Here is a 26,834-nt window from a genome sequence, read left to right as displayed (position 1 = left end):
CCATTAGTCAATCAGGAGTGAACAGAGAATGAATGCGATCGTGAATGTGGTCTTGGCTGTGCAGATGTTGACGGCCCTCGGGATGATTGGCCTGATCCTCATTCAGCACGGCAAGGGCGCCGACATGGGGGCGGCGTTCGGCAGCGGAAGCTCGGGCAGTCTCTTCGGGGCCAGCGGAAGCGCCAACTTCCTTTCGCGCACCACCGCCGTGCTGGCCTTTGTGTTCTTTGCGGCCACGTTGACGCTAGCGTATTTTGGTAACGCGCGCCCTGCAAGTTCTGGCAGCGTGCTCGAGACGCCCGCAGCCGTGGTGCCCGCTGGTGCAGCGTCGGATGCGGCCGTGGCACCTGCCGCGCCTGCGTCGGGCGCCGCGCAGATTCCGACCAAATAATCTGCTCAAAATTGGGCAGCGTAAGCTGTTACAGGGTTTTTCCGGGGTAGAATCCGGGATTGTCTGGAAAGCCAAAACCGCAAGGTTCCTCATGCCATCCAGATACAGCAACCAGCCGTCGTGGTGAAATTGGTAGACACGCTATCTTGAGGGGGTAGTGGCGAAAGCTGTGCGAGTTCGAGTCTCGCCGACGGCACCAAAACAAAGGCTCCCCCCACGTGATCCCGCTGCGGTTCATGTTGGGCAGGGCCACTGCGGTGAGCACATCCTCAAGATGAACCTCGATCAGTACCTCCCCGTCCTTTTGTTCATCTTGGTTGGCATCGCTGTTGGCGTTGTCCCCCTGGTTCTGGGCTACATTCTCGGGCCCAACCGTCCAGATGACGCGAAAAACTCCCCTTACGAATGCGGCTTCGAGGCCTTCGAAGATGCGCGCATGAAGTTCGATGTGCGCTACTACCTCGTTGCCATCCTCTTCATTCTGTTCGACCTCGAAATTGCCTTCCTCTTCCCCTGGGCTGTCACGCTCCACGAAGTGGGCATGGCCGGTTTCGTGGCGGTAGTGATTTTCCTGGCCATCCTCGTCGTGGGCTTCGCTTACGAATGGAAAAAGGGCGCCCTCGACTGGGAGTGAGCCCGGGCTCCAACAAGGACTGATGCAATGATTGAAGGCGTGATGAAGGAAGGCTTCATCACCACGAGCTATGACTCGGTGGTGAACTGGGCCAAAACCGGCTCGCTCTGGCCCATGACATTCGGTCTGGCCTGCTGCGCGGTCGAGATGATGCACGCGGCGGCCGCCCGTTATGACCTTGGCCGGTTTGGTGCTGAAGTCTTTCGCGCAAGCCCCCGCCAGTCCGATCTGATGATCGTGGCCGGCACGCTGTGCAACAAGATGGCACCCGCGCTGCGCAAGGTCTATGACCAGATGTCCGAGCCCCGCTGGGTGCTCTCCATGGGTTCGTGTGCCAATGGCGGTGGCTATTACCACTACAGCTATTCCGTCGTGCGCGGCTGCGACCGCATCGTGCCGGTGGATGTCTACGTGCCCGGGTGTCCCCCCACGGCCGAAGCGCTGATCTACGGCATCATCCAGCTGCAGCAGAAGATCCGCCGCACCAACACCATTGCGCGTGCCTGAGGATCCACGATGACGTCTGTTGCCATTCATCCTCAAAAAATCAAGGACACCGTCGCGGCCGTGCTGGGCGACAAGGTCCGCAAGATCGACGTCGCCCTCGACGAAGTCACCTTGCAGGTCGCGGCGGCTGACTACCTCGACGCCATGCGCCTGCTGCGCGACGCGCCCGGCTGCCAGTTTGAGCAACTGGTGGATCTCTGCGGTGTCGACTACTCCGCGTATGCAGATGAGGTCAACGAAGGGCCGCGCTACTGCGTGGTCTCGCACCTGCTCTCCGTCAGTCTGAACCAGCGCCTGCGCGTCAAGGTATTCTGTGCCGACGACGATTTTCCCGTTGTGGCTTCGGTCGCCGAGCTCTGGAATTCTGCCAACTGGTATGAGCGCGAGGCGTTCGACCTGTTCGGCATCGTGTTCGACGGTCACAACGACCTGCGCCGCATCCTGACGGACTACGGCTTCATCGGGCACCCCTTCCGCAAGGACTTTCCGCTGTCCGGCCATGTCGAGATGCGCTACGACACCGAGCAGCGCCGGGTGGTCTACGAGCCCGTCTCGATCGAGCCGCGCGAGATCACGCCGCGCATCATTCGCGAAGACAAGTACGGAGGCCTGCACTGAGGCGCCGCGCGCCCCACGTGATTCACCATGGCTGAAATCAAGAACTATTCCCTGAACTTCGGACCGCAGCACCCGGCGGCCCACGGCGTGCTGCGCCTGGTGCTGGAGCTCGACGGCGAAGTCGTCCAGCGTGCCGACCCCCACATCGGCCTGCTGCATCGCGCCACTGAAAAGCTGGCCGAGCACAAGACCTACATCCAGTCGCTGCCCTACATGGATCGTCTGGACTATGTATCCATGATGTCCAACGAGCACGCCTACTGCTTGGCCATCGAGAAGCTGCTGGGCCTGGAAGTGCCCGTGCGCGCGCAGTACATCCGCGTGATGTTCTCCGAGATCACGCGCTTGCTCAACCACCTGATGTGGCTGGGCTCGCACGGCAACGACTGCGGCAGTTCCACCATCCTGATCTACACCTTCCGCGAGCGCGAAGACCTGTTCGACATGTACGAAGCCGTTTCCGGCGCGCGCATGCATGCAGCCTACTTCCGTCCGGGCGGCGTCTACCGCGATCTGCCGGACAGCATGCCGCAGTACAAGGTCAGCAAGATCAAGAACGCCAAAGCATTGGAGGCCTTGAACCAGAACCGCCAGGGTTCGTTGCTCGACTTCATTGACGACTTCACGAAGCGCTTCCCCGGCTGCGTGGACGAGTACGAAACGCTGCTCACCGACAACCGCATCTGGAAGCAGCGCACCGTGGGCATTGGTGTGGTGCCGCCCGAGCGCGCGCTCAATCTGGGCATGACCGGTCCCATGATCCGTGGCTCCGGCATCGCCTGGGACCTGCGCAAGACGCAGCCCTACGATGTCTACGACCGCATGGACTTCGACATCCCGGTGGGCAAGACCGGCGACTGCTACGACCGCTACCTGGTGCGCGTGCAGGAAATGCGTGAGTCCAACCGCATCATCAAGCAGTGCGTGGACTGGCTGCGCGCCAACCCCGGCCCCGTCATCACCGACAACCACAAGGTGGCGGCACCGGCACGCGAATCCATGAAGTCCAACATGGAAGAGCTGATCCACCACTTCAAGCTCTTCACCGAAGGCTTCCATGTGCCCGAAGGCGAGGCCTACGCGGCCGTCGAGCATCCCAAGGGCGAGTTCGGCATCTACCTGGTGAGCGATGGCGCCAACAAGCCTTACCGCCTGAAGATTCGTGCCCCGGGCTTTGCGCACCTGGCCACGCTCGATGAAATGGCACGCGGCCACATGATCGCCGACGCCGTGGCCATCATCGGCACCATGGATATCGTGTTCGGAGAAATCGACCGATGAGCAGCAGCACCTCCACCAAGATCACCGAGGCCACGCTCGCGCGCTTTGCGCGCGAAGTCGCCAAATACCCGCCTGAGCAGGCGCAGTCCGCCGTGATGGCCTGCCTGTCCATCGTGCAGCAGGAGCAGGGCTGGGTGAGCGCTGAGAGCGAGGCCGTGATCGCCGACTACCTGGGCATGCCCCAGATCGCGGTGCACGAAGTCACCACGTTCTACAACATGTACAACCAGCAGCCGACGGGCAAGTACAAGCTCAACGTCTGCACCAACCTGCCTTGCCAGCTGCGTGACGGCCAGAAGGCGCTGCACCACCTCGAGAAGAAGCTCGGCGTGACCATGGGCGAGACCACGGCCGATGGCCTGTTCACCCTGCAGCAGTGTGAATGCCTGGGCGCCTGCGCCGATGCGCCCGTGATGCTGGTGAACGACCGCACCATGTGCAGCTTCATGGACAACGACAAGCTCGACCAGCTGGTGGATGGCCTGCGCCAAGCCGAAGGCGCCTCCACGGCACGTGCGGAAGGACAAGCATGACCACCGCCGCACAGATCCTCTCGCAGTTCCAGGCCACCGGCGTCCAGACCTGCTTCCACGACCGCCACATCAACCCGCAGATCTACGCGGGCCTGGATGGTTCCAACTGGAGCATCAAGGACTACGAAGCGCGCGGCGGCTACCAGGCGTTGCGCAAGATTCTGGGCACGGATGGCGGCGAGCCGCTGACGCAAGACCAGGTCATCGCCACCGTCAAGGAGTCGGGCCTGCGCGGCCGCGGCGGCGCGGGCTTCCCCACCGGCCTCAAGTGGAGCTTCATGCCCCGCTCGTTCCCCGGCCAGAAATACCTCGTCTGCAATTCCGACGAGGGCGAGCCAGGTACCTGCAAGGACCGCGACATCCTGCAGTTCAACCCGCACATCGTCATCGAAGGCATGATCATCGCGGCCTACGCGATGGGTATTTCCGTGGGCTACAACTACATCCACGGCGAAATCTTCCAGACCTACGACCGCTTCGAAGAAGCGCTCGAAGAGGCGCGTGCCGCTGGCTACCTGGGCGACAAGATCCTGGGCAGCAATTTCAGCTTCCAGCTGCATGCGGCGCACGGCTTCGGTGCCTACATCTGTGGCGAAGAGACCGCGCTGCTCGAATCGCTCGAAGGCAAGAAAGGCCAGCCACGCTTCAAGCCGCCGTTCCCGGCCAGCTTCGGTCTGTACGGCAAGCCCACCACCATCAACAACACCGAGACCTTCGCAGCCGTGCCGTGGATCATCCGCAACGGCGGCCAGGCCTACCTGGAGTGCGGCAAGCCCAACAACGGCGGCACCAAGATCTTCTCGGTCTCGGGCGATGTGGAAAAGCCCGGCAACTACGAAGTGCCTTTGGGCACGCCGTTCGCCAAGTTGCTCGAGCTGGCCGGTGGCGTGCGCAAGGGCCGCCAGCTCAAGGCCGTGATCCCCGGTGGCTCGTCCGCCCCCGTGCTGCCTGCTTCCATCATCATGGAATGCACGATGGACTATGACTCCATCGCCAAGGCCGGCTCCATGCTGGGCTCGGGCGCCGTCATCGTGATGGACGACTCCCGCAGCATGGTCGAAAGCCTGCTGCGCCTGTCCTATTTCTATTCGCACGAGTCCTGCGGCCAGTGCACGCCGTGCCGCGAAGGCACGGGCTGGATGTGGCGCGTGATCGACCGGATCCACCATGGCCAGGGGCGCGATGGCGACCTGGACCTGCTCAATTCGGTGGCAGACAACATCCAGGGCCGCACGATTTGCGCGCTGGGTGACGCTGCGGCCATGCCGGTGCGCGCCATGATCAAGCACTTCCGTCCGGAATTCGAAGCGCTGATCCGCAAAGAGATGACCCCTCAGGCTTCCGCAGCGGCCTGACCGCGAGAAACGCATATGGTTGAAATCGAACTCGACGGGCAGAAGGTAGAAGTCGCCGAAGGCTGCATGGTGATGCATGCAGCCGAGAAGGCGGGCACCTACATCCCCCACTTCTGCTACCACAAGAAGCTTTCCATCGCCGCCAACTGCCGCATGTGCCTGGTGGACGTGGAAAAAGCCCCCAAGCCCATGCCCGCCTGCGCCACGCCCGTGACGCAGGGCATGATCGTGCGCACCAAGAGCGACAAGGCCATCAAGGCCCAGCAGTCGGTCATGGAATTTCTGCTCATCAACCACCCGCTGGACTGCCCCATCTGCGACCAGGGCGGTGAGTGCCAGCTGCAGGACCTGGCCGTGGGTTATGGCGGTTCCTCCTCGCGCTACGAGGAAGAAAAGCGCGTGGTCTTCCACAAGGACGTGGGCCCGCTGATCTCGATGGAAGAGATGAGCCGCTGCATCCACTGCACCCGCTGCGTGCGCTTCGGCCAGGAAGTGGCCGGCGTGATGGAGCTCGGCATGATCCACCGCGGCGAGCACTCCGAGATCACCACCGTGGTGGGCGATACCGTGGACTCCGAGCTGTCGGGCAACATGATCGACATCTGCCCCGTGGGTGCCCTGACCAGCAAGCCCTTCCGCTACAGCGCCCGCACCTGGGAGCTTTCGCGCCGCCGCTCGGTCAGCCCGCACGATTCCACCGGTGCCAACCTCATCGTCCAGGTCAAGAACCACAAGGTGATGCGCGTCGTTCCCCTCGAGAACGAAGCCGTCAACGAATGCTGGATTGCCGACCGCGACCGTTTCTCGTACGAATCGCTCAACAGCGACGAGCGCCTGACCCAGCCCATGCTCAAGCAGGGCGGCGTCTGGAAGGAAGTCGACTGGCAGACCGCACTCGAGTACGTCGCCAACGGCGTCAAGAACATCAAGAACGACCATGGCGCCAACAGCATCGGCGCCTTGGTGAGCCCGCACAGCACGCTCGAAGAGCTGTACCTGGCCTCCGCCCTGGTGCGCGGCCTGGGCAGCGACAGCATCGACTATCGCCTGCGCAATGCTGAATTTGCCAACCATGAAGGCGTCCGCTGGCTGGGCACGTCCATCGCTTCGCTGTCCACGCTGCAGCGCGTGCTGGTGGTGGGTTCCAACCTGCGCAAGGACCACCCGCTGTTCGCCCTGCGCGTGCGCCATGCCGTGCGCCACGGCGCCCAGCTGAGCGTGGTGGATTCCGCCGTGGACGACTGGGCCATGCCCGTCAAGCACAAGCTGCTGCAAGGCGCCGGCCAATGGCTGCAGGCCCTGGGTTCCATCGCCTCGGCCATCGCGCAAGAAAAGAACGTGGCAGCGCCCGCTGGTGCGGCCCAAGCCTCCGAAGCCAGCCTGGCCATCGCCCGTTCGCTGCTGGGCGGTGAGCGCAAGGCCGTGCTGCTGGGCAATGCCGCCGCCCACCATGGCCAGGCCACGCAGCTGCTGGCCCTGGCCAACTGGATCGGCGAGCAGACCGGTGCCACCGTCGGCTACCTCACCGAAGCCGCCAACACCGTGGGCGCCCAGTTTGCGGGCGCACGCCCCGTGGGCAACGGCCTGAACGCCGGCCAGATGCTGGCTGGCGGCCTGAAGGCCGTGCTGCTGCTCAACACCGAGCCTGCCTTCGATGCCGCCAACGGTGCCCAGGCCGCAGCCGCCATCGGACAGGCCCAGATGGTCGTGACCATGAGCCCGTTCAAGGCCAACATGGATATCAGCGACGTGCTGCTGCCCATCGCGCCGTTCACCGAGACCTCGGGCAGCTTCGTTAATGCCGAAGGTCGTCTGCAGAGCTTCCACGCCGTGGTGCGCCCGCTGGGCGACACGCGTCCCGCGTGGAAGGTGCTGCGCGTACTGGCCAACGTGCTGGGCGTGCCGGGCTTCGACTTCGAAACCTCGCAGGACGTGCTGGCCCGGGCCACCAATGCGCCCGCAGGCAGCCTCACGCACCTGCCTGCCGATCAGCTGTCCAACGCCGTGGCAGACGTACCCGCAACCGGTGGCGACGCTGGTGCGATGGTGCAGCCGGCTGTGGCCAGCATTTATCAATTGGATGGTCTGGTACGCCGATCCACGTCGCTGCAGCTCACTGCCGACGCACGCAAGGCACGTGAAGGAGTGGCCGCATGATCGACACGATCTACAACGCGGGCCTGAACCTGCTTTCATTCGGCTGGTGGACCGGCATCGTCTGGCCGGTGCTCTGGATTCTGATCAAGATCGTCTGCATCCTGGCGCCCCTGATGGGCGCTGTGGCCTACCTCACGCTGTGGGAGCGCAAGCTGCTCGGCTTCATGCAGGTACGCCACGGCCCCAACCGCGTGGGCCCCATGGGCCTGCTGCAGCCGATTGCCGACGCACTGAAGCTGCTGACCAAGGAAATCATCCAGCCTACGGCCGCGAGCAAGGGTCTGTTCGTGCTGGGCCCCGTCATGGCCATCATGCCGGCGCTGGCAGCGTGGGTTGCCATTCCCTTCGGGCCCGATGTGGCCCTGGCCAACGTCAATGCCGGCCTGCTGCTGGTGATGGCCATCACCTCCATCGAGGTGTATGGCGTGATCATCGCGGGCTGGGCGTCGAACTCTAAGTACGCCTTTCTGGGCGCACTGCGCGCTTCGGCGCAGATGGTGAGCTATGAAATCGCCATGGGGTTTTGCTTCCTGGTGGTGATCATGGTGTCGGGCAGCATGAACCTGACCGAGATCGTGATGTCGCAGGCCAAGGGCATGGCTGCTGACAAGGGCCTGACCTTCCTGTCCTGGAACTGGCTGCCGCTCTTGCCCATCTTTTTGGTGTACCTGATCTCCGGCGTGGCCGAAACCAACCGCCACCCCTTTGACGTGGTCGAAGGCGAAGCCGAAATCGTGGCCGGCCACATGGTGGAGTACTCGGGCATGGGCTTTGCCATCTTCTTCCTGGCCGAATACGCCAGCATGTGGCTGGTGTCCATACTGGGTGCGCTCATGTTCCTGGGCGGCTGGCTGTCTCCCATCGACAGCGCGCTGTTCAACTGGATTCCCGGGTGGATCTGGCTGGGCCTCAAGACCTTCCTGGTGGTGTCCATGTTCATCTGGATCCGGGCGACATTCCCCCGGTTCCGCTATGACCAAATCATGCGCCTGGGCTGGAAGATCTTCATCCCGGTGACGCTGGTGTATTTGTTGTTTGTGGGCGGGTGGTTGCTCTCGCCTTGGAATATCTGGAAATAAGCGGGGACAACACGTATGACTGCTACTGTTGCTGCTGCACCTTTCTCTGTCAAAGACTTCCTCAAGAGCTTCATGCTCGTGGAACTGGTCAAGGGCATGGCCCTCACGGGCCGCTACGCGTTTCGCCGCAAGGTGACCGTGCAGTTCCCGGAGGAGAAGACGCCTTTGTCGCCGCGCTTTCGCGGCCTGCATGCCCTGCGCCGCTACGAAAACGGCGAAGAGCGCTGCATTGCCTGCAAGCTGTGCGAGGCCGTGTGCCCGGCCATGGCCATCACCATTGAGTCGGATGTGCGCGCTGATGGCTCGCGCCGCACCACGCGCTATGACATCGACCTGACCAAGTGCATCTTCTGCGGCTTCTGCGAAGAAAGCTGCCCGGTGGATTCGATCGTCGAAACCCACATCTTCGAATACCACGGCGAAAAGCGTGGCGATCTGTATTTCACGAAGGACATGCTCCTGGCCGTGGGCGATCGGTACGAAGGCGAAATCGCGGCAGCCAAGGCGGCAGACGCCAAGTACCGCTGAGCGGTGCGGAACGCGGCCTCATTGCCTGACTTTCTATAAAGACCCGATTCATGGACGCCAAGACCGGTTTCTTCTACCTCTTCTCGGTCGTGCTGCTGTTTGCAGCCTTCCGGGTGATCACCGCGCGCAACCCTGTGCACGCGGTGCTGTACCTCATCCTTGCGTTCTCGCAGGCCGCCGCGGTGTGGCTGCTGCTCAAGGCAGAGTTCCTGGCCATTGCCCTGGTGCTGGTGTACCTGGGCGCGGTGATGGTGCTGTTCCTGTTCGTGGTGATGATGCTGGACATCCACATCGACTCCATTCGCAAGGGCTTCTGGAAACATTTCCCCCTGGCCGCCACCGTGGGCGCGCTGATCGCGCTCGAAATGGCGGCGGTGCTGATGGGCGGATTTCGCGGCATGGATGAGCCCAAGGCCATCGCCACGGTCGTCGATGCCGCAGGCCAGGTCGTTCCTTACTCCAACACCAAGGCACTGGGTAAGCTGCTGTACACCGAGTACCTGTACCCGGTGGAGATCGCTGCCGTGATCCTGCTCGTGGCCATGATCGCCGCCATTGCCCTCACGCTGCGCCAGCGCAAGGACAGCAAGGCCATCAACCCTGCGCAGCAGATCCGGGTGCGCGCCAGCGACCGGCTGGAGGTGGTGAAGGTGGCTGCGACCCAGAAGGCAGTCGATACAGTGCCTGCGGAGCCTGCTGCCGAGGAGAAAAAAGCATGACGCTGACATTGGGCCACTTTCTCTCGCTGGGTGCGATGCTGTTCGCGCTGGCGGTGATCGGTATCTTTTTGAACCGCAAGAACCTCATCGTGCTGCTGATGGCCATCGAGCTGATGCTGCTGGCGGTGAACATGAACTTCGTGGCGTTCTCTCACTACCTGGGCGACATGCACGGACAGGTGTTCGTGTTCTTCATCCTGACGGTGGCTGCTGCCGAGTCGGCCATCGGCCTGGCCATCCTGGTGCTGCTGTTCCGTAACAAGTCCAGCATCAACGCGGAAGACCTCAACACCCTCAAGGGTTGATGGTTCGTCCGTATTCCCAAGGTTCTCAAGAATGAGTCAAACCCTCTCTGCTTCAACGCTCCTGGCCGTGCCACTGGCTCCGCTGGCGGGCGCCTTGCTGGCCGGCATCTTTGGCACGACCTTCGGTGGCAACTGGATCGGCCGCCGCCTGTCCCACACCCTGACCATCCTGGGCGTGCTGGTGGCCTTCGTGCTGTCGGCCATGACGCTCAAGAGCGTGGCGCTGGATGGTGCCCGCTTCAACGAGACGCTCTACACCTGGATGGTGGTGGGCGGGCTGAAGATGGAGGTGGGCTTCCTGGTGGACAGCCTCACGGCCATGATGATGGTGGTGGTGACCTTCGTGTCGCTGATGGTGCACCTCTACACCATCGGCTACATGGAAGAAGACGAAGGCTACAACCGCTTCTTCGCCTACATCTCGCTGTTCACCTTCTCCATGCTCATGCTGGTCATGAGCAACAACCTGCTGCAGCTGTTCTTCGGCTGGGAAGCCGTGGGCCTGGTGTCCTACCTGCTGATCGGTTTCTGGTTCAACAAGCCCACGGCGATCTTCGCCAACATGAAGGCCTTTCTGGTGAACCGCGTCGGCGACTTCGGCTTCATCCTGGGTATCGGCCTCATTGCTGCCTATGCCGGCACGCTCAACTATGGTGAGGTGTTTGCCAAGTCGGGCGAACTCGGTGGCCTGAGCTTTCCGGGGACCGACTGGATGCTGATCACCGTGATCTGCATCTGCCTGTTCATCGGCGCGATGGGCAAGTCCGCCCAGTTCCCGCTGCATGTCTGGCTGCCCGACTCGATGGAAGGCCCGACCCCCATTTCCGCCCTGATCCACGCGGCCACCATGGTGACCGCCGGCATCTTCATGGTGGCGCGCATGTCGCCCCTGTTTGAGCTGTCGGATGCCGCGCTCAATTTCATCCTCGTGATCGGCGCCATCACGGCTCTGTTCATGGGCTTCCTCGGCATCATCCAGAACGACATCAAGCGGGTCGTGGCGTATTCCACGCTGTCGCAGCTGGGCTACATGACCGTGGCGCTGGGTGCCTCGGCCTACTCGGTCGCGGTGTTCCACCTGATGACGCACGCGTTCTTCAAGGCGCTGCTGTTCCTGGGTGCGGGCTCGGTCATCATGGGCATGCACCACAACCAGGACATCCGCTGGATGGGCGGCGTGCGCAAGTACATGCCCATCACCTGGATCACTTCGCTGCTGGGTTCGCTGGCGCTGATCGGCACGCCCCTGTTCTCGGGTTTCTACTCCAAGGACAGCATCATCGAGGCCGTGCACTTCAGCCAACTGCCGGCCGCCGGTTTTGCGCACTTCGCCGTGCTGGCCGGTGTGTTCATCACGGCGTTCTATTCGTTCCGCATGTATTTCCTGGTCTTCCATGGCAAGGAGCGCTACGACCAGAACCCCGACGCGCACCATGGCGACCACCATGGCCACGACGACCACCACGGTCACGACGCCAAGCCGCACGAATCCCCCTGGGTGGTGACGGTGCCGCTGGTGCTGCTGGCCATCCCCTCGGTGGTGGTGGGCTTCATGTTCATCCAGCCCATGCTGTTTGGCGACTTCTTCAAGGGCGTGATCTTTGTCGATGCCGCCAAGCACCCCGCCATGGTCAAGCTGGCCGAGATCTTCCACGGCCCTGTCGGCATGGCCCTGCACGGCTTGCAGACGGCGCCTTTCTGGCTGGCAGTGGCTGGCGTGGCAGCGTCGTACTACATGTACATGGTCAACCCAGCGCTGCCCGCGGCCATCAAGGCGCGTGTTCAGCCTCTCCATACGCTGCTCGAAAACAAGTACTACCTCGACTGGATCAACGAGAACATTCTGGCGCGCGGTGCCCGCGCCCTGGGGGTGGGCCTGTGGAAGGGCGGCGACCAGGCCATCATCGATGGCGGTCTGGTGAACGGCTCCTGGAAAGTGGTGCGGGGCGTGTCCGGCGTGGTGCGCTGGATCCAGTCCGGCTTCATCTTCCACTATGCGCTGGTCATGATCCTGGGCGTGTTCGTGCTGATGACCTGGTTTGTCTGGGGCGACGTCTTCCTGCAGCTCATCAAATAAGGAAAAAAACAAATGGGTCTGTTGAGTCTTGCCATCTGGGTGCCGATTGCCTTTGGCGCGCTGCTGCTCGCCTTGGGGCGCGACGAGCACGCCCGTGCCGTGCGCTGGCTCGCGCTGGTGGGCGCGCTGATCGGCTTCCTGGTCACGTTGCCGCTGTATGACGGGTTCCAAACCGGCATGGCCGCCATGCAGTTTGTCGAAAAGGCCGCCTGGATCGAGCGCTTCAATGTGCATTACCACCTGGGCGTGGACGGCATCTCCTTCTGGTTCGTGCCGCTCACGGCCTTCATTACGGTGATCGTGGTGATCGCCTCGTGGGAATCCATCACCGAGCGCGTGAACCAGTACATGGGCGCGTTCCTGATCCTGTCGGGCCTGATGATCGGCGTGTTCAGCGCGCTCGACGGCATCCTGTTCTACGTGTTCTTCGAAGCCACGCTGATCCCGATGTACCTCATCATCGGCATCTGGGGCGGCCCCAACAAGATCTACGCGGCGTTCAAGTTCTTCCTGTACACGCTGCTCGGCTCGCTCCTGATGCTGATCGCGCTGATCTACCTGTACAACCAGTCCGGCGGCAGCTTCGACATCGCCACCTGGCACCAGCTGCCGCTGAGCCGCACGGCCCAGACGCTGCTGTTCTTCGCGTTCTTTGCCGCCTTCGCCGTGAAGGTGCCCATGTGGCCGGTGCACACCTGGCTGCCCGACGTGCACGTGGAAGCGCCGACCGGGGGCTCCGCCGTGCTGGCGGCCATCATGCTGAAGCTGGGCGCCTACGGCTTCCTGCGCTTTTCCATGCCCATCGCCCCGGATGCTTCCCGCGAATGGGCGTGGCTGATGATTGCGCTCTCGCTCATCGCCGTGATCTACGTGGGCCTGGTTGCCATGGTCCAGAAGGACATGAAGAAGCTGGTGGCGTACTCGTCGGTGGCGCACATGGGCTTCGTGACCCTGGGCTTCTTCATCTTCAACGACCTGGGTGTCTCGGGCGGCCTGGTGCAGATGATCGCCCACGGCTTCGTGTCGGGCGCCATGTTCCTGTCCATCGGCGTGCTGTACGACCGCGTGCATTCGCGTGAGATCGCCGCCTACGGTGGCGTGGTTAACACCATGCCCAACTTCACGGCCTTTGCGCTGCTGTTTGCCATGGCCAACTGCGGCCTGCCGGGCACGGCGGGCTTTGTGGGCGAGTGGATGGTGATCCTGGGTGCCGTGAAGGCCAACTTCTGGATAGGCCTGGCGTCGGCCACGGCGCTGATCTTTGGCGCGGCCTACACGCTGTGGATGTTCAAGCGTGTCTACCTGGGCCCCGTGGCGAACGACAACGTCAAGGGCCTGACGGATATCGACAGCCGTGAATTCCTGGTGCTGGCCGTGTTGGCCATCGCGGTGCTGGCCATGGGTCTGTATCCCCGCCCGTTCACCGACGTGATGGACGCATCGGTGGCAGAACTGCTCAAGCATGTGGCGTTGTCCAAGCTGAACTGATCTGACCCGACCAGACTGAACTGAGAGATTCAAGAAGATGATTGACAACATCAGCTGGCTAGCGATCTACCCCGAGATCGTGCTGCTTGTCATGGCCTGCGTGATCGCGCTGGTCGATCTGGGCGTGCACAGCGCCCGCCGCACCGGCACCTACGTGCTGACCATGCTGACGCTGGCCGTGGTGGCCGCGCTGCAGGGCATGTACGCCAGCAGCGCCAACACCTTCTATGGCTTCGGCAACATGGTGGTGAGCGATGCCATGGGCAACTGGCTCAAGTGCTTTGCCACCGTGGCCATGATGGTCACGCTGGTCTACAGCCGTCCCTATGCGGCCGACCGCGACATGCTGCGCGGCGGCGAGATGTTCACGCTGTCGATGTTTGCGCTCCTGGGCATGTTCATCATGATCTCGGGCAACAACTTCCTCGTGATCTACCTGGGCCTGGAGCTGCTCACCCTGTCGAGCTATGCGCTCGTGGCCCTGCGCCGCGACAACGCCACGGCCACCGAGGCCGCGATGAAGTACTTTGTGCTGGGTGCCATGGCCAGCGGTTTCCTGCTCTATGGCCTGTCCATGGTGTATGGCGCCACCGGCTCGCTCGACATCGGTCAGGTCTTCAAGGCCGTCAACTCCGGCCAGATCAAGCACCAGGTGCTGGTGTTCGGCCTGGTGTTCGTGGTGGCGGGCCTGGCGTTCAAGCTGGGTGTGGTGCCCTTCCACATGTGGATTCCCGACGTGTACCAGGGGGCTCCCACGGCCGTCACGTTGATGATTGGCGGCGCGCCCAAGCTGGCGGCCTTTGCCATCGTGATCCGCCTGCTGGTGGACGGGCTGCTGCCGCTTGCGATCGACTGGCAGCAGATGCTCGCGGTGCTGGCCATCGGCTCGCTGCTGGTAGGCAACCTGGCGGCCATTGCGCAGACCAACCTCAAGCGCATGCTGGCGTACTCCACCATCTCGCAAATGGGCTTCGTGCTGCTGGGCCTGATGTCGGGCGTGATCAACGGAAACGTGGACGCCACGGCGGTCGAGAATGCCTACAGCGCGTCGATGTTCTACGTGGTGACCTACGTGCTGACCACGCTGGCGGCCTTCGGCGTCATCCTGCTGCTGGCACGCGAAGGTTTCGAAAGCGAAGAGATCTCCGACCTTGCCGGCCTCAATCAGCGCAGCCCGCTGTACGCTGCCGTGATGGCGATCTGCCTGTTCTCGATGGCCGGCATTCCGCCCCTGGTGGGCTTCTATGCCAAGCTGTCGGTGCTGCAGGCGCTCGTGGCCTCGGGCCAGAGCCTGTACATCGCGCTGGCGGTGTTCGCCGTGATCATGTCGCTCATCGGCGCGTTCTACTACCTGCGCGTGGTCAAGGTGATGTACTTCGACGCGCCGCTCACGGCCACCACCGTGTCTGCCCCGGTGGACGTGCGCGTGGTGCTGACCGTGAACGGTGCCCTGGTGCTGGGCCTGGGCCTGCTGCCGGGCGGCCTGATGACGCTGTGCGCCGACGCCGTCGTGCGGGCGCTGGCCACCTGATCGATCCATACCGGCTGCCGGGCAGGAAGCGTCGCAGGTCTCAGCGCGGTTCGCCGCCGCCATCGCACCCTGCAACCCTGCCCATGCCGCGCGTTTTCTAGCCCCGCTGCCTGCTGCCCGTGTCGTCCATCACTGCATCCGTCTGGCTGGTCATCGTGGCGGCCCTTGTGGCGGCCAACCTGCCGTTTGTGAACCACCGGTGGGCGGTGGTCGGGCCTGTTGCGGCCCCCCGCAAGCCATTGGCTGGGCGGCTGGCCGAGTTGGTGGTGATGTATTTTCTGGTGGGCGGCCTGGCCCTGCTGCTGGAGCGCCGCGCCGGGCAGATCGCGCCCCAGGGGTGGGAGTTCTATGCCATTACCGGCACGCTCTTTCTCACCCTGGCGTTTCCAGGCTTCGTCTACCGCTACCTGGTGCGCCGCCACGGCTGACGGGCCTTGCCCGCAGCGCCCGCACGTCCCCTCACAACCAACCGCCACCCGCCACCTGCTTCAGCAGACCTTGGAACCACGCCATGAAGGTGCTTGACCTCCAATGCCGGCAGGCCCACGTGTTCGAGGGCTGGTTTGCCTCCGAAGACGATTTTCAGGACCAGCGCCGGCGGGGCCTGGTGCAGTGCCCGCTGTGTGCGGACGCCCAGATCGAAAAGCGCCTCAGTGCGCCGCGCCTGAACCTCGGCGCGCGTGAGCCCGCGCAGCGCGTGGGGGCCGATGCACCGCATCAGGCGCCTGCAGGGGCCACGCCCTCGGGCGTACCTGCAACCGCCTCGCCGTCGATGGCTGCCGCCGTGCATGGTGCCCTGCCTCCGGCGCTGCAGGCCGCATGGCTGGAACTGGCGCGCAAGGTGGTGGCCCACACGGAGGATGTGGGCGCGCAGTTTGCGCAGGAGGCGCGGCGCATGCACTACGGCGAAGCCGAAGAGCGCGCCATCCGCGGCGAGGCCACGCCCGACGAGGCCATGGAGCTGCTGGAGGAGGGCATCGCCGTGGTGCCCCTGCTGCTGCCCGCTGCCGCCAAGGAAACACTGCAGTAGCTTTGGCGCGGTGCGCGGCACGCGGAGGTGCAGTGCGATTCAGGCGGCCGTTCAGACTCGCTGTCTCAGTGTTTTTGTGCTTCAGCGCTTATTGCATAAGCGTTTGCAGCTATCAAAATTATAGTATTTGCTGCCGAGGTTTCATACGTCCTGGTGACAGCACCCGACCCGATCCGGCATGCCTAGGCCGCCCCCTCGCCGCGGCACGCAGTCCTCACGCAGTGAACTGCAACGCCGCCAGGCGCGCATAGACCCCGTCCTTGGCCAACAAACCCGCGTGCGTACCCTGTTCCACGATGCGGCCGTGCTCCAGCACGACGATGCGGTCCGCGTTCTGCACCGTGGCCAAGCGGTGGGCGATGACCAGCGTGGTGCGGCGGCCGGTGTGGCGCTGCATGGCAGTGTCCAGCGCGGCCTGCACCATGCGTTCGCTCTCTGCATCGAGCGCGCTGGTGGCTTCGTCCAGCAGCAGCAAGGGCGGGTCCTTCAGCATGGCACGCGCGATGGCAATGCGCTGACGCTGGCCGCCCGACAGGCGCACGCCGCGCTCCCCCAAAAAGGTGTTGTAGCCCTCGGGCAGCGCGCTGATGAAATCGTGCGCAAACGCCGCGCGGGTCGCCGCCATCACCGCCTCGTCGCTGGCGCCGGGGTTGCCATAGCGGATGTTCTCCATCGCGGACGCCGAGAAGATCACCGCATCCTGCGGCACCGTGCCGATGTGGGCGCGCAGGTCGGAGAGCGCCAGATCGCGGATGTCCACCCCGTTCAGCCGGATCTGACCGCCCGGTGTGCCGTCGGGGGCAGCGGCCACGTCGTAGAAGCGCTGCAGCAACTGGAACACGGTGGTCTTGCCCGCGCCGCTTGCGCCCACCAGCGCCACGGTTTCGCCGGGCGCCAGCTGCAGTGAAAAGTCGTGCAGGGCAGGGTGCTCGGGCCGCGAGGGGTAGTGGAAATGCACGCGCTCGAACACCACCTCCAGGCCCTTGCCGGACGTGGGCAGTGCGCGGGGTGCCGCCGGGTCGGCCACGGGCGAGCGGCTGGCCAGCAGCTCCATCAGCCGCTCGGTGGCGCCCGCCGCCCGCAGCAGGTCGCCATACACCTCGCCCAGCACGGCCACGGCGCCGGCCAGCAGAATCACGTAGACCACCGTCTGCCCCAGGTGGCCCGCGCTCATCTGGCCCGCCAGCACCGCCTCCGTGCCCCGGTACAGGCCCCACAGCAGCAGGGCCGCGTTGGCGATGATGATGAAAGCCACCAGCACGGCTCGCGCTCCGGTGCGCTGGATGGCGGCGCGGAAAGCGTTCTCGGTGGCCTCGCGAAACCGCGTGGTCTCGCGCGGCTCGGCCGTGTAGCTCTGCACCACCGGTACGGCGTTCAGCACCTCGGCCGCTATCGCGCTCGAATCGGCCACGCGGTCCTGGCTGTCGCGCGAGAGGCGGCGCACGCGCCGGCCGATCCACATCGTGGGCAGCACCACCAGCACCACCGCCAGCAGCACCACCGACATCACATAGGGATTGGTCCACACCAGCATCGCCAAGGCGCCCACGCCCATCACCGCGTTGCGCAGGCCCATCGACAACGACGACCCCACCACGGTCTGCACCAGCGTGGTGTCGGTGGTCAGTCGCGACAGCACCTCGCCGGTTTGCGTGGTCTCAAAAAACTGTGGGCTTTGCCGCAGCACATGGCCGTAGACGGCGTTGCGCAAATCGGCCGTCACACGCTCGCCCAGCCAGCTCACCATGTAGAACCGCGCGGCAGAGAACACCCCCAGCGCAACCGCCACGGCGAACAGCATCTCGAAATGCCCGCGCAGCGCCAGGGCGTGCGCGCCCTTGTCGGCCGCGCTGCCGCCCACCAGCCCGCCATCGATCAGGCCGCGCAATGCCAGCGGAAACGCCAGCGTGGCCAGCGCCGCGAGCACCAGGAACACACCCGACAGCGCGATGCGCCCCCGGTAGGGCCGCAGAAACGGCAACAGCCCCGACAGGGAGCGCGGCGCACCGCGCGCAGAGCCCGCCCCGGCGGATCGGGCCGATGGGAAAGAACCGGCGGACCCGGTTGCGGAAGCGGACGGCATTGAACGGGAGGCGGGCGGCATGGGAGGCAGGGCGGGCATGCAGCCAGTGTAGGCCCGGCCCCGGCGGGGTGGGCTGCGCGCGGCCGTTGCGGGGCACCTTCATGGGCGATGGCATCTTCTGCAGACGCGTAATGTCGAGCATCCCGCCGCAGTCGCATGGGCGACCCCGGCCTGTAAGCAAAGAGTCAGAGACACCGCGCCCGGACACGCTCCGGCAGGCGCTTCGCTTCGCAGGTCTGCAAGCGCGAAATCAAGGCCTGGCGCGCCTTTGCGCGGCATGGCGGGCCGGCGGCAGGCCCACCTGCGGATAGACCCTAGGAAGTACTACATAGGCATTAGTACCAGTATCTACCCGCAGGTAGAGGGGCATACCATGCACGGCGAAACGACACCCCGGACACCTCGTGGAGACCTTGCGGGCAAGGCTCCTTCCCCCTCAGTTCTACACGGAGCGGCCAAGGCGCAATGAGCGACGTCATTCTTGAAACCCATAGCCTGACCAAAGAGTTCAAGGGCTTCACCGCCGTCAGCGACGTGAACCTGGCCGTGCGCCGAGGCAGCATCCATGCGCTGATCGGCCCCAACGGCGCAGGCAAGACCACCTGCTTCAACCTGCTGACCAAGTTCCTCACGCCCACGTCCGGCACCATCCGGTTCAATGGGCACGACATCACCCGCGAGCAGCCCGCGCAGATTGCGCGCCGCGGGGTGATCCGCTCGTTCCAGATTTCCGCCGTGTTCCCGCACCTCACCTTGCTGGAGAACGTGCGCCTGGGCCTGCAGCGCAAGCTGGGCACCTCGTTCCACTTCTGGCGCAGCGAGCGCTCGCTGAGCCAGCTCGACGGGCGCGCCATGCAGCTGCTCACCGAGGTGGGCCTGGAAGACGTGGCGAACGAGGTGACGGTGAACCTGCCCTATGGCCGCAAGCGCGCGCTCGAGATTGCCACCACGCTGGCCATGGAGCCCGAGCTGATGCTGCTGGACGAACCCACACAGGGCATGGGCCACGAAGACGTGGACCGCGTCACCCAGCTCATCAAGAAGGTGTCGGCGGGCCGCACGATCCTGATGGTGGAGCACAACATGAAGGTGGTCTCCACGATTGCCGACTGCATCACCGTGCTGCAGCGCGGCGCCGTGCTGGCCGAAGGGCCCTATGCCGAAGTCTCGAACAACCCCGAAGTCATGGAAGCCTACATGGGCACGACGGATGGCCAACTCCAGGGAGCGCATTGATGTCCGGCGCACCCGCACTTGAAATTTCCAACCTCGAAGCCTGGTACGGTGAATCGCATGTGCTGCACGGCATCGACATCGTCGTGCAGCCCGGCGAAGTCGTCACGCTGCTGGGCCGCAACGGGGCGGGCCGCACCACCACCATGCGCGCCATCATGGGCCTCACCGGCGCACGCAAGGGCTCGGTCAAGATCCACGGCGTGGAAACGGTGAACATGCCCACGCACCGCATCGCCCACCTGGGCGTGGGCTACTGCCCCGAAGAGCGGGGCATCTTTGCCAGCCTGTCGTGCGAAGAAAACCTGCTGCTGCCGCCGGCACTCAAGACCGGCACGCCCGGCATGTCGATCGACGAGATCTACGCCATGTTCCCCAACCTGGAGGAGCGCAAGAACAGCCAGGGCACACGCCTGTCGGGCGGTGAGCAGCAGATGCTGGCCGTGGCCCGCATCCTGCGCACCGGCGCCAAGCTGCTGCTGCTCGACGAAATCTCCGAAGGGCTGGCTCCCGTCATTGTGCAGGCCCTGGCCCGCATGATCACCACGCTGCGCGAGAAGGGCTACACCATCGTGATGGTGGAGCAAAACTTCCGCTTTGCCGCGCCGCTGGCCGACCGCTTCTACGTGGTGGAGCATGGCCGCATCGTGGAGCAGTTCACTGCCTCCGAGCTCAACGAGAAGATGCCCGTGCTCAACGATTTGCTGGGCGTGTGATGCAACCCTCCGCGCACCGCATCACACGCACATTCCGGTCCCCATTGGATTCCCCATCGCTTTCTTCCACCACACCACCAGGAGACAAATCCATGAAGAAACAACTCAAAGTGTTGGCACTGATGCTGGGTGCAGCTGGCCTGGCCACCTCGGCCGCGCACGCACAGGACAACAAGGTCAAGATCGGCTTCATCACCGACATGTCCAGCCTGTACGCAGACGTGGAGGGCAAGAACGGCGCCGTGGCCATCCAGATGGCGATCGACGACTTTGGCGGCAAGGTGCTGGGCATGCCCATCGAGCTGCTCACGGCCGACCACCAGAACAAGGCCGACATCGCCGCATCCAAGGCGCGCGAATGGATCGACACCCAGGGCCTGACCATGCTGTTTGGCGGCACCAACTCGGGCACGGCACTCGCGTCTGCCAAGGTGGCCGCCGAGAAGAAGCGCGTGTACATCAACAACGGCGCGGCCAGCTCGGCGCTGACCAACGACCAGTGCACGCCCTACACCGTGCACTATGCTTATGACACCGTGGCCCTGGCCAAGGGCACGGGCTCGGCCATCGTGGACACGGGCGGCAAGAACTGGTACTTCCTGACTGCGGACTACGCCTTCGGCCACGCGCTGGAGGCCGACACCACGGCCGTGGTCAAGGCCAAGGGCGGCAACGTGGTGGGCGCCGTGCGCCACCCGCTCAATGCGTCCGACTTCTCGTCCTTCCTGCTGCAGGCGCAAAACTCCAAGGCCCAGATCCTGGGCCTGGCCAACGCCGGTGGCGACACCATCAACTCCATCAAGGCCGCCAAGGAATTCGGCATCGGCAAGAGCATGAAGCTCGCCGGCCTGCTGATCTTCATCTCTGATGTGCACAGCCTGGGCCTGCGCAACACCGAAGGCCTGCAGTTCACCACCAGCTGGTACTGGGACCTGAATGAAGATACGCGCAAGTTTGCGGCCAAGTTCTTCGAGAAGACCAAGCGCATGCCCACCGAGATCCAGGCTGCCGACTACTCGGCCACCATGAACTACCTCAAGGCCGTCGAAGCCGCCAAGACGGTGGATGCCGACAAGGTCATGGCCACCTGGCGCGGCATGAAGATGAACGACTTCTTCGGATCGGGCCAACTGCGCGCCGACGGCCGCTACGTGCACGACATGTACCTGATGGAAGTGAAGAAGCCTTCGGAGTCCACCAAGCCCTGGGACTACTACAAGCTCGTCAAGAAGCTGCCCGGCGAATCGGTGTTCACCACCAAGGCCGAGAGCAAGTGCCCGCTCTGGAAGTGATGGCCGCCTCCTGAGAGCGGGCTGAAGCCCGCGCCGGCCCCGCTGCATGCGGCGGGGCCGGCTGCGGCCTCCTCGTGCGCGGCTGTGCAAGCCCCGCATCCCTCCGCTCTCGCTCCAACCCCTCTCTGCACCCGCTGCACCCGCCCATGGAAATCTTTGGCATCTCATTGCCCGGCCTGTTGAGCCAGCTCCTTCTGGGGCTGGTCAACGGGTCGTTCTACGCAATCCTCAGCCTCGGTCTGGCCGTCATCTTCGGCCTGCTCAACGTCATCAACTTTGCGCACGGCGCGCTGTTCATGACTGGCGCCCTGATCACCTGGATGGCCATGAACTACCTCGGCATCAACTACTGGTTGATGCTGGTGCTGGCGCCGCTGGTGGTGGGCCTGTTCGGCGTGCTCATCGAGCGCCTGCTGCTGCGCTGGATCTACAAGCTCGACCACCTCTACGGCCTGCTGCTCACGCTCGGCCTCACGCTGCTGATCGAAGGCGTGTTCCGCTCCATCTATGGGGTGTCTGGCCTGGGCTACGACACGCCCCAGCTGCTCGAAGGCGCCACCAACCTCGGCTTCATGATCCTGCCCAACTACCGTGCCTGGGTGGTGGTGGCCTCCATCGTGGTGTGCCTGGCCACCTGGTACGTGATCGAGAAAACCAAGCTGGGCGCCTACCTGCGCGCTGGCACCGAGAACCCCCGCCTCGTCGAAGCCTTCGGCATCAACGTGCCCGTGATGGTGACGCTCACCTACGCCTTCGGCGCCGGTCTGGCCGCGTTTGCCGGTGTGCTGGCCGCGCCCGTCTATCAGGTCACGCCGCTCATGGGCCAGAACCTCATCATCGTGGTGTTTGCGGTGGTGGTGATCGGCGGCATGGGCTCCATCATGGGCTCCATCCTCACCGGGCTGGGCCTGGGCGTCATCGAAGGCTTCACCAAGGTGTTCTACCCCGAAGCGTCTTCCACCGTGGTGTTCGTCATCATGGTCATCGTTCTCCTCATCCGCCCCGCCGGCCTGTTCGGCAAAGAGAAATAACAAGGGGCCGCCAGCATGAACTTCAAGAACCTTGCCCCCATCGGTTACGCCCTGCTGCTGCTGGGCCTGCTTGCGGCGCCCTTCCTCGGCGCCTACCCCATCTTCGTGATGAAGCTCATGTGCTTTGCACTGTTTGCTTCGGCCTTCAACCTGCTGCTGGGCTTCACGGGCCTGCTGTCGTTCGGCCATGCGGCCTTCCTGGGCGGTGCGGCGTATGTCACCGGCCACGCCATCAAGGTGTGGGGCCTCACGCCCGAGGTGGGTCTGCTGCTGGGCACCGGCGGCGGTGCGCTGCTGGGCCTGCTGTTTGGCTGGCTGGCCATTCGCCGCCAGGGCATCTACTTCTCCATGATCACGCTGGCGCTGGCGCAGATGCTGTTCTTCGTGTGCCTGCAAGCGCCCTTCACCGGCGGCGAAGACGGCCTGCAGGGCGTGCCGCGCGGCAAGCTGTTTGGTGTCATCGATCTCAAGAACGACCTGACCATGTACTACGTGGCGCTGGTCGTGGTGGTGGCGGCGTTCTTGCTCATCGTGCGCACCATCCACTCGCCGTTTGGCCAGGTGCTCAAGGGCATCAAGGAGAACGAGCCCCGCGCCATCTCGCTGGGCTATGACGTGCAGCACTTCAAGCTGCTGGCGTTTGTCATCTCGGCCGCCATCGCAGGCCTGGCCGGCTCGCTCAAAACGGTGGTGCTGGGCTTCGCCACGCTGTCCGACGTGCACTGGACCGCCTCGGGCCAGGTCATCCTGATGACGCTGGTGGGCGGCCTGGGCACCCTGTCGGGCCCGCTGATCGGCTCGGCCGTGGTGGTGCTGCTGGAGAACAAGATCGGCGAGTTCGGCAACCTGCTGGCGGACCTGACCCGCGTGGAATGGTTCAACACGCTGGGCGAGTCCGTCACCATGGTCACCGGCCTCATCTTCGTGATCTGCGTGCTGGCCTTCCGCCGCGGCATCATGGGCGAAATCATCGCCTGGCTGGACCGGCGCCGCGCCAGCCGGGGATAGGCCAAAGCCACGATTGCTTCCAAAAGAATAGCGGTTAGCGCTTGCTATATAAGGGTTTCAGGCCAAAATGGCTTGAAACCCTTTATTTTTAAGCGCTACCAGCTATTAAATTGAAAGCAAAGGGGCCGCTGGCGCCGATGCTGCCCCACACCGCTCACCCCAGCCGCAGCGCCCGCGCATACCCCGTCATCTCCAGGTAGCCCCGGCCCACCACCCGGCCGCTGGCGTCGCGCAGCTCGCTCAGGCCTTCCCAGTAAATCGCGCCCGTGGAACCCTGGCTGTCCAGCTCCTGCGCGTCCAGCAGCGCATGCACGGCAAAACGGCCCATGGGCGTCTGCACCTGCCACTGCACCGGGTAGCGCGCATTGCTGGCCGCGCTGGTCCAAAAGCGTTCGGGCACAAAGGCCACGCCCTCTGCCCCAAACACCTGCACGGCCTGCCCGGGCGCGCGGTAAGAGCCGCCCGCCCACAGCGCCGACCCATCGGCCCGCCGCAGCCTGAACGCCGTCAGCGCGCTGCCGTCTTCCAGGTTCATGCCAATCCAGTCCCAGCCCACCGCCTCGGGGTGCATCAGTGCCTCGCTCCACTCGTGGTCCATCCACGCGCGGCCGGTGCCCGGCTCCACCGCCAGGCGGCGGCCCGCCACCGTCAGGTGCCCGCTCACGGCCAGCTGCGGCTGGCTGTAGTAGTAGCTCGCCTGCGCCGCATCCGGCCCCTTGCGCGACAGGCCCTGCTGGCCCTGCAGCAGCACCGGCTGCGTGCTGTCGAACTGCAGCTCCATCCCCACTTCGCCGCCCGTGATGCGCGTGGTGTAACGGCTGCGCGGCGCCTCACCGGCAGTGCTGCCCGGCACATCGCTGCGCTCCAGCGTCCAGTCCTGCAGGCGGATGCGCGTGTCCGCCTCGCTGGCCAGCGCCACACCAAAACCCGCGCGCGCAATGCGCTGGTCGTGCCGCAGGCGCTGGCCCTTCACATCGGTGACGGCCGCATGCGCAAACAACAACTGCTTGGCCGCAAACGCCGACTGCAGGCCCTGCGTGGCATCCACCCGTGACCGGAAAAACGTGAGCTGAAACCCCCACGGTTGGCCTTGCGCTTGTGCATGGCCGGTGATGTACCACCACTCGGTGCGCAGCTCTGGATGGCTGCCATGGTCGCGCGGAAAACGCAGCGCGCGCGCAGGCAGCGCCAGCGATGCCTGGGGCCAGGCCAACGCGCCCAGCCCGGTTGCCTGCAGTCCGGCCTGCATCAGCCACTGGCGGCGTGAAGCGCTGAACATGGTGACGGGATGCTTGTGGGGGAACGGTGGAAGAGGGCAGGGCGCTCAGCCCATCAACGCGTCCACCTTCTGCTGCGCGGCGGAGCAATCGCCAAACGTGCGGTCCACCCACTCGGTGTCGAAGTACGTGGGCAGGTAGCGCTCGCCCGCATCACACAGCAGCGACAAGATGGAGCCGCGCTCGCCCCGCTCGCGCATCTCGCTGGCCAGCGTGAGCATGGCCACAAAGTTGGTGCCCGTGGACGGCCCCACCCGCCGCCCCAGCAGTTGCGACAGCGCGCGCATGGCAGCAACCGATTCGCAGTCCGCCACATCCACCATGCGGTCCACCAGCGTGCGGATAAAGCTCGGCTCCACGCGTGGCCGCCCAATGCCCTCAATGCGCGATCCCGGCGCCGTCAGCTGCGCATCGCCCGTGCGGTGGTAGGCGCTGAACACCGACCCCGCCGGGTCGGCCACACACACCTGCGTGGCGTGTTGTTGGTAGCGCACATAGCGGCCAATGGTGGCGCTGGTGCCGCCCGTCCCCGCACCCACCACAATCCAGCGCGGTACCTGGTGCGGCTCGCGCGCCATCTGCGTGAACATGCTCTCGGCAATGTTGTTGTTGCCGCGCCAGTCGGTCGCCCGCTCGGCATAGGTGAACTGGTCCATGTAGTGGCCGCCCGTCTCCTCGGCAATCGCCCGGGCCGCGTCATACACCGCGCCCGCGCTGTCCACAAAGTGGCAACGCCCGCCATGGAACTCGATCTGCGCCACCTTCTCCGGCGAGGTGCTGCGCGGCATCACCGCCACAAACGGCAGCCCCAGCAGGCGGGCAAAGTAGGCCTCGCTCACCGCCGTGGAGCCGCTGGACGACTCGACGATGGTCGAGCCCTCATGCACCCAGCCATTGCACAGCGCATACAAAAACAGCGACCGCGCCAGCCGGTGCTTCAGGCTGCCCGTGGGGTGGGTGGATTCGTCCTTGAGGTACAGGTCAATGCCCCGCGCGGCAAACGCGGGCAGCCGCAGCGGGATCAGGTGCGTGTCGGCGCTGCGCTGGTAGTCGGCTTCGATGCGGGCGATGGCTTCGTGGAGCCAGGGGGAGGGGAGGGTCATTGGGGGGGATTGTCGGCGCTGAATGTTTTCGGAAGGTAAAAAGCCGGAGACAAGTAGGGGCCGACTAATGGAGCAGATGCCTAACGGACTAAATTCGGCCCGAAGGCAGGCCATCAGATGAATGTCGAGTTACCTATTGGGGGCCGATAGGGTTGGCTCGCGCCAGCGAAGTCGCATACCCAATCCCATAGGAAATGATGATCCCGGTGTTGTGACGTGTGCTTAGAGGTAAGGACTCTGTTCCGCGAAAGACGGGCTGATCTTCGTACCTGTATCCGGATATGACGCCTGCCACGCGAAATTCTTTCGTGCCTGGGGGGCAGAAGACAACGGGCCCTCCGGAAAAACCACGGTTATTGTTTCCGTCGAGGAAGATCCTGTGAAGGCCGTACTGGTTGTGCTCAAAACAACTTATCGTGGCCCGTTTTACAAATGGCAGCGGGTAGTGGTTGTTGGCGGTGCCCATACTGCCGAAGAGGCCAAACGGAAAACCTAGAAAGAATGCATCTTGCCCAACCGTCAGCCCGGCAGCGTCCGGTGGTAGACGTAGGTCAATACCTGCAATGCGGTACGGTAGAGCAAGGACGGAAATGTCGGCCTCACCTGGGGCATGCCCAACGAGGCTTACAGCAATTTCACGCCAGTCGTTATCTTGGAAGATGGCGATTGGAACCGTTCCGTGCGCATTGGGCACGACATGCTTCGCAGTGACCAAGTACTGGCGACCTTCAACATCAATGAAGAATGCGGTGGCTATCTGCCCGGCGAAACGAATATGGATGGTGCGTTGGATTGCGTTCGACGTGACCATGTGTACCTAAAGTAGTTTGGACCTGAAAAACTCATTGTGCTCGGCGA

The 26,834-nt window shown here is 64.1% G+C and carries 26 protein-coding genes and 1 tRNA gene; 23 read left to right on the top strand and 4 right to left on the bottom strand.

Translation table 11 applies throughout. The features are described 5' to 3' along the window. Positions 1–28: 28 nt before the first annotated feature. The 18 genes from secG to ACOQFS_RS22400 all read left to right on the top strand — a co-directional run bounded on the left by secG (position 29) and on the right by ACOQFS_RS22400 (position 16,233). A complete protein-coding gene (gene secG / locus ACOQFS_RS22485; RefSeq protein ID WP_421565028.1) occupies positions 29–391 on the top strand; it encodes a preprotein translocase subunit SecG in 363 nt (120 codons plus the stop codon). Positions 392–505: 114 nt separating this feature from the next. Then, positions 506–590, top strand: a tRNA-Leu gene (locus ACOQFS_RS22480). A gap of 75 nt (positions 591–665) precedes the next feature. Continuing rightward, positions 666–1,025 carry an NADH-quinone oxidoreductase subunit A gene (locus ACOQFS_RS22475; RefSeq protein ID WP_421565027.1) on the top strand — a complete coding sequence of 120 codons (360 nt, stop codon included), beginning with the start codon at positions 666–668 and terminating at the stop codon, positions 1,023–1,025. 27 nt (positions 1,026–1,052) lie between these two features. Continuing rightward, positions 1,053–1,532: a NuoB/complex I 20 kDa subunit family protein gene (locus ACOQFS_RS22470; protein WP_421565026.1), complete on the top strand. Its 480-nt coding sequence runs from the start codon at positions 1,053–1,055 to the stop codon at positions 1,530–1,532. 9 nt (positions 1,533–1,541) lie between these two features. Beyond that, positions 1,542–2,150: an NADH-quinone oxidoreductase subunit C gene (locus tag ACOQFS_RS22465; RefSeq protein ID WP_421565025.1), complete on the top strand. Its 609-nt coding sequence runs from the start codon at positions 1,542–1,544 to the stop codon at positions 2,148–2,150. Between the two features lie 27 nt (positions 2,151–2,177). After that, the gene (locus tag ACOQFS_RS22460) at positions 2,178–3,431 is read left to right on the top strand and encodes an NADH-quinone oxidoreductase subunit D (RefSeq protein ID WP_421565024.1); all 1,254 of its coding nucleotides are present in this window, start codon (positions 2,178–2,180) and stop codon (positions 3,429–3,431) included. After that, positions 3,428–3,964 (top strand): NADH-quinone oxidoreductase subunit NuoE, encoded by a 537-nt coding sequence (nuoE, locus tag ACOQFS_RS22455; protein ID WP_421565023.1) that lies wholly within the window; start codon positions 3,428–3,430, stop codon positions 3,962–3,964. Before ACOQFS_RS22460 ends, nuoE begins: the two co-directional genes overlap by 4 nt. Further along, the gene (nuoF, locus tag ACOQFS_RS22450; RefSeq protein WP_421565022.1) at positions 3,961–5,319 is read left to right on the top strand and encodes an NADH-quinone oxidoreductase subunit NuoF; all 1,359 of its coding nucleotides are present in this window, start codon (positions 3,961–3,963) and stop codon (positions 5,317–5,319) included. Before nuoE ends, nuoF begins: the two co-directional genes overlap by 4 nt. A 15-nt stretch (positions 5,320–5,334) precedes the next feature. Continuing rightward, positions 5,335–7,476, top strand: coding sequence for an NADH-quinone oxidoreductase subunit NuoG (gene nuoG, locus ACOQFS_RS22445; protein ID WP_421565021.1), 2,142 nt, complete (start codon positions 5,335–5,337; stop codon positions 7,474–7,476). After that, the gene (gene nuoH / locus ACOQFS_RS22440; protein WP_421565020.1) at positions 7,473–8,555 is read left to right on the top strand and encodes an NADH-quinone oxidoreductase subunit NuoH; all 1,083 of its coding nucleotides are present in this window, start codon (positions 7,473–7,475) and stop codon (positions 8,553–8,555) included. Before nuoG ends, nuoH begins: the two co-directional genes overlap by 4 nt. 15 nt (positions 8,556–8,570) lie before the next feature. Further along, complete coding sequence (nuoI, locus tag ACOQFS_RS22435) at positions 8,571–9,083, top strand: NADH-quinone oxidoreductase subunit NuoI (protein ID WP_421565019.1); 513 nt, start codon at positions 8,571–8,573, stop codon at positions 9,081–9,083. A gap of 50 nt (positions 9,084–9,133) precedes the next feature. Continuing rightward, positions 9,134–9,802 carry an NADH-quinone oxidoreductase subunit J gene (locus ACOQFS_RS22430; protein WP_421565018.1) on the top strand — a complete coding sequence of 223 codons (669 nt, stop codon included), beginning with the start codon at positions 9,134–9,136 and terminating at the stop codon, positions 9,800–9,802. After that, on the top strand, positions 9,799–10,107 hold the full coding sequence (gene nuoK / locus ACOQFS_RS22425; RefSeq protein ID WP_005793248.1) for an NADH-quinone oxidoreductase subunit NuoK: 309 nt from the start codon (positions 9,799–9,801) through the stop codon (positions 10,105–10,107). Before ACOQFS_RS22430 ends, nuoK begins: the two co-directional genes overlap by 4 nt. A gap of 31 nt (positions 10,108–10,138) precedes the next feature. Beyond that, entirely contained in the window at positions 10,139–12,184 is a 2,046-nt protein-coding gene (nuoL, locus tag ACOQFS_RS22420) for an NADH-quinone oxidoreductase subunit L (protein ID WP_421565017.1), read from the top strand. A gap of 12 nt (positions 12,185–12,196) precedes the next feature. Beyond that, a complete protein-coding gene (locus ACOQFS_RS22415; protein ID WP_421565016.1) occupies positions 12,197–13,672 on the top strand; it encodes an NADH-quinone oxidoreductase subunit M in 1,476 nt (491 codons plus the stop codon). 37 nt (positions 13,673–13,709) lie between these two features. Further along, positions 13,710–15,203, top strand: coding sequence for an NADH-quinone oxidoreductase subunit NuoN (nuoN, locus tag ACOQFS_RS22410; protein ID WP_421565015.1), 1,494 nt, complete (start codon positions 13,710–13,712; stop codon positions 15,201–15,203). A gap of 119 nt (positions 15,204–15,322) precedes the next feature. After that, positions 15,323–15,631 carry a DUF2818 family protein gene (locus ACOQFS_RS22405; protein WP_421565014.1) on the top strand — a complete coding sequence of 103 codons (309 nt, stop codon included), beginning with the start codon at positions 15,323–15,325 and terminating at the stop codon, positions 15,629–15,631. Positions 15,632–15,714: 83 nt separating this feature from the next. Beyond that, positions 15,715–16,233 carry a DUF1178 family protein gene (locus ACOQFS_RS22400; protein ID WP_421565013.1) on the top strand — a complete coding sequence of 173 codons (519 nt, stop codon included), beginning with the start codon at positions 15,715–15,717 and terminating at the stop codon, positions 16,231–16,233. A gap of 214 nt (positions 16,234–16,447) precedes the next feature. Here ACOQFS_RS22400 and ACOQFS_RS22395 read toward each other — a convergent pair whose 3' ends face one another. Then, positions 16,448–18,316: an ABC transporter transmembrane domain-containing protein gene (locus tag ACOQFS_RS22395; RefSeq protein ID WP_421565012.1), complete on the bottom strand. Its 1,869-nt coding sequence runs from the start codon at positions 18,314–18,316 to the stop codon at positions 16,448–16,450. 465 nt (positions 18,317–18,781) lie between these two features. On the opposite strand from ACOQFS_RS22395, the gene ACOQFS_RS22390 reads away from it, so the two are divergent. From ACOQFS_RS22390 to ACOQFS_RS22370, 5 genes are all read left to right on the top strand, one after another. Continuing rightward, positions 18,782–19,552: an ABC transporter ATP-binding protein gene (locus tag ACOQFS_RS22390; RefSeq protein ID WP_421565011.1), complete on the top strand. Its 771-nt coding sequence runs from the start codon at positions 18,782–18,784 to the stop codon at positions 19,550–19,552. Next, positions 19,552–20,265 (top strand): ABC transporter ATP-binding protein, encoded by a 714-nt coding sequence (locus ACOQFS_RS22385; RefSeq protein ID WP_421565010.1) that lies wholly within the window; start codon positions 19,552–19,554, stop codon positions 20,263–20,265. The genes ACOQFS_RS22390 and ACOQFS_RS22385 overlap by 1 nt, the downstream gene beginning before the upstream one ends. Positions 20,266–20,357: 92 nt before the next feature. After that, positions 20,358–21,557 (top strand): ABC transporter substrate-binding protein, encoded by a 1,200-nt coding sequence (locus ACOQFS_RS22380; RefSeq protein WP_421565009.1) that lies wholly within the window; start codon positions 20,358–20,360, stop codon positions 21,555–21,557. A 146-nt stretch (positions 21,558–21,703) separates the two neighbouring features. Then, entirely contained in the window at positions 21,704–22,588 is an 885-nt protein-coding gene (locus ACOQFS_RS22375) for a branched-chain amino acid ABC transporter permease (RefSeq protein ID WP_421565008.1), read from the top strand. 15 nt (positions 22,589–22,603) lie between these two features. Further along, positions 22,604–23,596, top strand: a complete 993-nt coding sequence (locus ACOQFS_RS22370) for a branched-chain amino acid ABC transporter permease (RefSeq protein ID WP_421565007.1) — start codon at positions 22,604–22,606, stop codon at positions 23,594–23,596. 154 nt (positions 23,597–23,750) lie between these two features. Here the strand turns inward: ACOQFS_RS22370 and ACOQFS_RS22365 are convergent, their stop codons facing one another. The 3 genes from ACOQFS_RS22365 to ACOQFS_RS22355 form a co-directional block, all read right to left on the bottom strand. Further along, complete coding sequence (locus ACOQFS_RS22365; protein WP_421565006.1) at positions 23,751–24,875, bottom strand: lipocalin-like domain-containing protein; 1,125 nt, start codon at positions 24,873–24,875, stop codon at positions 23,751–23,753. Positions 24,876–24,920: 45 nt separating this feature from the next. Beyond that, positions 24,921–25,976, bottom strand: a complete 1,056-nt coding sequence (locus tag ACOQFS_RS22360) for a PLP-dependent cysteine synthase family protein (protein ID WP_421565005.1) — start codon at positions 25,974–25,976, stop codon at positions 24,921–24,923. Between the two features lie 133 nt (positions 25,977–26,109). Continuing rightward, positions 26,110–26,787, bottom strand: coding sequence for a trypsin-like peptidase domain-containing protein (locus ACOQFS_RS22355; RefSeq protein WP_421565004.1), 678 nt, complete (start codon positions 26,785–26,787; stop codon positions 26,110–26,112). Positions 26,788–26,834 lie beyond the last annotated feature (47 nt).

It is taken from the genome of Paracidovorax sp. MALMAid1276, from assembly GCF_049198005.1.
GTDB lineage: Bacteria > Pseudomonadota > Gammaproteobacteria > Burkholderiales > Burkholderiaceae_C > Acidovorax.
Note: the sequence above shows the minus strand (reverse complement) of the source record. Positions and strands in the feature narration are given on the sequence as shown.

Bases quoted from the DNA above. Each gene is read 5' to 3' on its own strand.
- secG (WP_421565028.1), top strand. From the start codon at position 29: ATGAATGCGATCGTGAATGTGGTCTTGGCTGTGCAGATGTTGACGGCC.
- ACOQFS_RS22475 (WP_421565027.1), top strand. From the start codon at position 666: ATGAACCTCGATCAGTACCTCCCCGTCCTTTTGTTCATCTTGGTTGGC.
- ACOQFS_RS22470 (WP_421565026.1), top strand. From the start codon at position 1,053: ATGATTGAAGGCGTGATGAAGGAAGGCTTCATCACCACGAGCTATGAC.
- ACOQFS_RS22465 (WP_421565025.1), top strand. From the start codon at position 1,542: ATGACGTCTGTTGCCATTCATCCTCAAAAAATCAAGGACACCGTCGCG.
- ACOQFS_RS22460 (WP_421565024.1), top strand. From the start codon at position 2,178: ATGGCTGAAATCAAGAACTATTCCCTGAACTTCGGACCGCAGCACCCG.
- nuoE (WP_421565023.1), top strand. From the start codon at position 3,428: ATGAGCAGCAGCACCTCCACCAAGATCACCGAGGCCACGCTCGCGCGC.
- nuoF (WP_421565022.1), top strand. From the start codon at position 3,961: ATGACCACCGCCGCACAGATCCTCTCGCAGTTCCAGGCCACCGGCGTC.
- nuoG (WP_421565021.1), top strand. From the start codon at position 5,335: ATGGTTGAAATCGAACTCGACGGGCAGAAGGTAGAAGTCGCCGAAGGC.
- nuoH (WP_421565020.1), top strand. From the start codon at position 7,473: ATGATCGACACGATCTACAACGCGGGCCTGAACCTGCTTTCATTCGGC.
- nuoI (WP_421565019.1), top strand. From the start codon at position 8,571: ATGACTGCTACTGTTGCTGCTGCACCTTTCTCTGTCAAAGACTTCCTC.
- ACOQFS_RS22430 (WP_421565018.1), top strand. From the start codon at position 9,134: ATGGACGCCAAGACCGGTTTCTTCTACCTCTTCTCGGTCGTGCTGCTG.
- nuoK (WP_005793248.1), top strand. From the start codon at position 9,799: ATGACGCTGACATTGGGCCACTTTCTCTCGCTGGGTGCGATGCTGTTC.
- nuoL (WP_421565017.1), top strand. From the start codon at position 10,139: ATGAGTCAAACCCTCTCTGCTTCAACGCTCCTGGCCGTGCCACTGGCT.
- ACOQFS_RS22415 (WP_421565016.1), top strand. From the start codon at position 12,197: ATGGGTCTGTTGAGTCTTGCCATCTGGGTGCCGATTGCCTTTGGCGCG.
- nuoN (WP_421565015.1), top strand. From the start codon at position 13,710: ATGATTGACAACATCAGCTGGCTAGCGATCTACCCCGAGATCGTGCTG.
- ACOQFS_RS22400 (WP_421565013.1), top strand. From the start codon at position 15,715: ATGAAGGTGCTTGACCTCCAATGCCGGCAGGCCCACGTGTTCGAGGGC.
- ACOQFS_RS22395 (WP_421565012.1), bottom strand. From the start codon at position 18,316: ATGCCGTCCGCTTCCGCAACCGGGTCCGCCGGTTCTTTCCCATCGGCC.
- ACOQFS_RS22390 (WP_421565011.1), top strand. From the start codon at position 18,782: ATGAGCGACGTCATTCTTGAAACCCATAGCCTGACCAAAGAGTTCAAG.
- ACOQFS_RS22385 (WP_421565010.1), top strand. From the start codon at position 19,552: ATGTCCGGCGCACCCGCACTTGAAATTTCCAACCTCGAAGCCTGGTAC.
- ACOQFS_RS22380 (WP_421565009.1), top strand. From the start codon at position 20,358: ATGAAGAAACAACTCAAAGTGTTGGCACTGATGCTGGGTGCAGCTGGC.
- ACOQFS_RS22375 (WP_421565008.1), top strand. From the start codon at position 21,704: ATGGAAATCTTTGGCATCTCATTGCCCGGCCTGTTGAGCCAGCTCCTT.
- ACOQFS_RS22370 (WP_421565007.1), top strand. From the start codon at position 22,604: ATGAACTTCAAGAACCTTGCCCCCATCGGTTACGCCCTGCTGCTGCTG.
- ACOQFS_RS22365 (WP_421565006.1), bottom strand. From the start codon at position 24,875: ATGTTCAGCGCTTCACGCCGCCAGTGGCTGATGCAGGCCGGACTGCAG.
- ACOQFS_RS22360 (WP_421565005.1), bottom strand. From the start codon at position 25,976: ATGACCCTCCCCTCCCCCTGGCTCCACGAAGCCATCGCCCGCATCGAA.
- ACOQFS_RS22355 (WP_421565004.1), bottom strand. From the start codon at position 26,787: ATGGTCACGTCGAACGCAATCCAACGCACCATCCATATTCGTTTCGCC.